This is a genomic window from Candidatus Neomarinimicrobiota bacterium (assembly GCA_034716895.1).
Taxonomy (GTDB): domain Bacteria; phylum Fidelibacterota; class UBA8477; order UBA8477; family JABMPR01; genus JABMPR01.
This window is the reverse complement of the sequence record JAYEKW010000086.1, coordinates 1-5,074: the sequence shown is the minus strand read 5'-3', so window position 1 is coordinate 5,074 and position 5,074 is coordinate 1. Positions and strand designations below refer to the sequence as shown.

Genomic DNA, 5,074 nt, shown 5'->3' with positions numbered 1-5,074 from the left:
TCTATATCTATCAAATACAAACGGCACAGGAAGTTCTCACCGGGAAAATGATGCTACTCAAATAAGGTTCTCCTTCACACACAGAGGTTGTACCCTCACACACAGGGGGGCTGCTGAAAAGCGGCCCCCGTTTTTTTATTATCTACAGAAGTTTCTCTAAAATAGTTGTAATTGACTGAGTATGAGGTGAATACAACTAAAGTGACCTATGGAGTTTGCGCAATACACTGTTACCATTAGAGTTACTAGTAACTATTGACAAAATTCAGTTGAAGGTTGTAGCGTTTTGTAATGACCCCATGCTTTAGCTTGGGGAGTTAACAGATCACTAGAAACTCAGGGCTTTAGCCCAACTGTGTAGCTGGTTGTCTTGGGCTAAAGCCCTTTTGGAGGTGAGTCCCAGATCCCCACGCTAAAAAGGCTGTGTGAAAACTTCATTGCGCCGGAATAATTACTTTCTAACATTATCTTTAGTTATCTACGTATAGTACTGTTGCTATTGATACTTACCCCAGGCTTCAGCCTGGGGATTATAAAAATATTAAAAAGGAGGGCTTTAGCCCAACAATACTGGGCTAAAGCCCAAGGATACAGTAGGTTATCATACCCCCAAGCTAAAGCATGGGGTAAGAGTTGTCCCTATTCTCACACAGCCTCTAAAGCGTGGGGTAAATGATACGTTATTGTTATTCATGTAATTGCACAAACAACAGAGATCACATTGTATCATATATTATTGTTTCTTAATACTTTATAAACGTGATCGAAAAAGTAGTGCCCTCTCCGAGAGTACTTTTTACCTGGATCTCTGCATCATGGATGCGAACAATGTGCTTTACAATGGATAAGCCCAATCCAGTTCCTCCAACCTCTCTACTGCGCCCTTTGTCGATCCGGTAAAATCTTTCGAAGATTCGTGGGAGATGTTCCTTCTCGATCCCTGGTCCTGAGTCTATCACGTCCAGGATAACCTTCTTTTTACTATTCTGGCAGCGGATCAACACTTCTGAATGATTCCCAGAATACTTCAGAGCATTATCGATCAGGTTGCCGATGGCTAAGGTAACTAACTTTGGATTGACCAGAATTTGAATACCCCCAGCGATCTCCTGCTTAAACGCAATCTCCTTTAAATCGGCTGTACTCTGATAGTCAGACAGTATCGATTCTATCAAGTCACCAACAAATACATTCTCAAGGTATTGTTTTTCATTCCTTGGTGAGATTTCTTCGATTCTTGATAATTCTAACAGATCATCCACAATCTGACCCAACCGATTACTGTGCTTTGAGATAATCTCCAGAAAATGCCTAGCATCTTTTGGATCACGCATGGCACCACCCTGTAAAGTTTCTACATATCCCAGTATGGATGTAATCGGCGTTTTCAGTTCATGGGAAACATTTGCTACAAATTCTCGCCTGACTCCCTCCAGTTTTTGAAGTTGGGTAAGATCGGTAAATACAATGACGACTCCACCGTTGGCACCCTTTTTCGATGGCATTCTGGTCCCGATGACGTTCAGTATCCGTTCCTCTGGCTCATATAGGGTAATGCGACAGTCTTGACCATGCTTATGTTTCGATACCCTAAGCACAAATTCGTTAAGTGCCACATGCCGAATGACCTCGTGGATCGGTCGATATTTTACTTGTTTCAACTTTAATCCAAACATGACAGCAGCTGCTCGATTTATTGAGAGGATCATTCCTTTGGAATCGAGAGCAATAACGCCCTCGTTCATACTGGAAAGGATGGCGATCTGCTCATTCTTTTGTTGAGTAATCAGTCTGATCCGATCAAAAATCTGTTCTGCCATTTCGTTTAGAGATCTGGCAAGACTCCCCAACTCATATATGTCTGACTCAGGAACTTTTATCTTTAGTTTTCCTCGAGCAAATCGCTTTGCGCCAGCTTCCATTACTTGAATGGGTCGCGTGATCACTCGGGAAACATACCAATTTACAGCAGCCATCAATATGACAACGATGGCACCGATTATACTTAGCCGCAGTTTTATAGAATGTAAAGCTTCGTGTAATGCCTCTGTCGGAACTGATATTCTCACAACAATTGGAGGTTTTAAATCTCTGATCACTCGCGCGAAGTAGAGGTGCTCCTGCTCTAGGGTAAAGCTCCACCTACGATTAACACCAACACCCTCCTTCAACGCAAGTATGATTTCAGGCCGGTCATTATGTAGATTCATGTGTAAGGGATCTCCTTCAGAATCTGCAAGAACCTTACCCAGATGATCAATTAACGTAATTCTTGTTTTTGTTTCATGGCCAATACGGGTCACTAGATATTGCAAATCTACCAGAATTATCCCTTCTGGATCATGTAATATTTCAGAAACAAGAATAGATCGAACACGGAGATCATCAATTTTTTGATCAAAATAGAACTGTTCGACAAGATTAGAAGCAAACAGCACAATCAGAAATATCGCCCCTACCGCCAGTGAAATATACAGGAAAAACAGGCGATAGATCAGTTTTTGTTTTTTCACATCTTTCTCAAGTTATGGATGCTCTTAGATCGGGTCAAATTTGGAATAATATAGCAGGCTGCTGAGATGAGACAAACAGGACTTCCCTAACCAGCACTAATTCTAAATCGCGGTTCAATTGGTATTACATCACAAAAAGTAATTCTATACTTCTTTTTCTGGCTCTACAAAACGGTAGCCAACACCGCGAACCGTTTTAATTGTGTCACCGACCGGCCCCATTTTCTTACGCAAACCTACAATTTGAAAGTCAACAGACCGTTCCGTCACGGGGTAGTTATCCCCCTTCACCGCTTCAATGATTTGAGCACGGGTGAAGACCCAGTTCGGGTTGGATACTAAGAAATAGAGTATTCTAAATTCAGAGTTAGTGAGAGTGATTGGAACACCTGCTATTAAAACCTCATGACGCCCTTTGTGGATATAGAGGTTCTGATATTCCAGAACTCCCTCATTGCTTTTTGAGCCAGTAGTTTTACGAATATTAGCCCTTACTCGGGCAGTCAGAATGTCTGGACTAAACGGCTTTGTGATATAATCATCAGCACCGATCTCAAGACCACGAACAATATCCGCCTCTTCTCCCTTTGCTGATAACATGATGATACAAATACCATCAGTTCTCGCATCATTCTTCAGAATACGACAGACATCAAGACCATCTATTCCAGGGAGCATGAGATCCAGTACAACAAGGGTTGGGTTTTCCTCACGGGCTAGTGTAAGCGCTTCTTCTCCAGTTCCAGTCCCCAGGGTTTCAAAGCCAGCTTTGGTCAGATTATATCGAACGAGCTCACGAATATCTTCTTCGTCATCCACCACAAGAACTGTATTATTTTTCGAATTTGTCATGGCAAAATTTAATCACCAATGTTAGCATTCAGTTAGGATTCTATTGATTTTGAATTTTTTCGATAGTCTCGATCAACATCCCAGAGGCTTGTTTCACCTGTTCCTCATCGCAAAAGCGCCCCAATGATATCCTCAAAGTACCGAGCTGATATGGCAGGGGCACTCCCATTGCTTCCAAAACACCAGACCCCTGGCCGTCCGAGCTATGACAAGCTGCTCCTGAAGAAACCATTATCTGATCTAATTCTGCTATAATATCTAAAGCTGAGATGCCCGCGAAACTAATACTCAAGGTGTTTGGTAAACGGGGTGCTTCCAAGGCATTTACACGCATTTCTGGAAAGGCTTGCTTCAAGCTTGCCTGCAACCGATCGCGTAAATAACCCATGCTTTGCATTTCTTCACTCAAACCCTGCTCAGCTAACTCTGCAGCTTTACCAAGACCAACAATCTGAGCCACATTCTCAGTTCCTGCTCGCATACCCCGCTCGTGGTCAGCACCATGGATCAGTGGCTCCAGACTGATTCCGCTCTTGACATATAAGACCCCGACTCCTTTAGGAGCATAGAGTTTATGCCCGGCAATCGTCAGAAGATCACAGCCTAAGTCGTTGACATTAACAGGAATTTTAGATACTGACTGTGCCGCATCTGTGTGAAATACTGCCCCAACTCCGTGGGCGATCCTCACCAATTCCTCAATTGGTTGAATACTACCGACCTCATTATTGGCATGCATCACTGAAACCAGAATTGTCTTGCTCGTAATGATCTCTTCCAAATCTTCAGAATTCACAACCCCCTGGCTATTAACTGGCAAATAAGAAATCCGAAAACCCTGGGTTTTAAGATAGTTGACCACCTGAGTGACGGCAGGGTGTTCTATGGCTGATATGACAATGTGTTCACCCCGATTAAGATGCTTTGCTGCAATACCTTTGAGAGCCATGTTATTTGATTCGGATCCCCCAGACGTAAAGATGATCTCTTCCGGAAGACATCCCAACAAGCCAGCTACTTGATTACGAGCAATTTCAACAGCCGCATGAGTTTCACGACCGAGCGCGTGATTGCTAGATGGATTTCCAAATTCGGTTAGCAGGTACGGTTCCATTGCTGCGAGGACCTGAGGATCAGTTGGTGTTGTTGCATTATAATCCAGATAAATATCGCCATTTGCTAACTGCATGATTCGCTCCTTTTTGGCTGAGCTGAATAAACGTCTGATAATAAGCCATAGAAGGGACAAATTCAGAAAAAAAGCTCCTTCTTAACCTTCTGGCAAAGTCGCAATCTAAATACACAGAATTTTGAAAATAATAGAAAGGATGTGAATCATGAAATTACAAAGAACAATACTGTTGACTCTAACCTTGGCGCTTGCCTTGCCAAGCTTTGCCCAACCACCTCGTGGAATACGAGGAAATGGAGATGGACAACAGTTCATGCGCACAGAGTTAAATCTCACTGCAGAACAAGAGCAACAAATGCAGGAACTCCGATTCAAGAAAGAAGCCCAGGCCATTGACCTGCGAGCTGAATTACAATTGGAACGTCTGAAGTTGCGCAAGCTACGTCAAACTGATGACCCCAATAAAAAGAAATTATATGCTCAGGTTGACAAGATCGGTGCCATTGAGGTCAAACTGGACAAAGCCAGGATTGATCATATGTTGAAAGTCAAAAAGGTATTAACCGCTGACCAATTT

General features: G+C 42.9%; 4 protein-coding genes. 1 reads left to right on the top strand and 3 read right to left on the bottom strand.

The genetic code is table 11. The features are described from left to right. Positions 1-743: 743 nt before the first annotated feature. The 3 genes from U9Q77_05750 to U9Q77_05740 form a co-directional block, all read right to left on the bottom strand. Entirely contained in the window at positions 744-2,513 is a 1,770-nt protein-coding gene (locus U9Q77_05750; GenBank protein MEA3286860.1) for an ATP-binding protein, read from the bottom strand. Between the two features lie 144 nt (positions 2,514-2,657). Continuing rightward, positions 2,658-3,365, bottom strand: coding sequence for a response regulator transcription factor (locus tag U9Q77_05745; protein ID MEA3286859.1), 708 nt, complete (start codon positions 3,363-3,365; stop codon positions 2,658-2,660). 40 nt (positions 3,366-3,405) lie between these two features. Further along, on the bottom strand, positions 3,406-4,554 hold the full coding sequence (locus U9Q77_05740) for a cysteine desulfurase family protein (GenBank protein MEA3286858.1): 1,149 nt from the start codon (positions 4,552-4,554) through the stop codon (positions 3,406-3,408). A gap of 148 nt (positions 4,555-4,702) precedes the next feature. Here U9Q77_05740 and U9Q77_05735 point away from each other — a divergent pair. Then, a partial coding sequence (locus U9Q77_05735) for a periplasmic heavy metal sensor (protein MEA3286857.1) occupies positions 4,703-5,074 on the top strand: 372 nt, incomplete at its 3' end.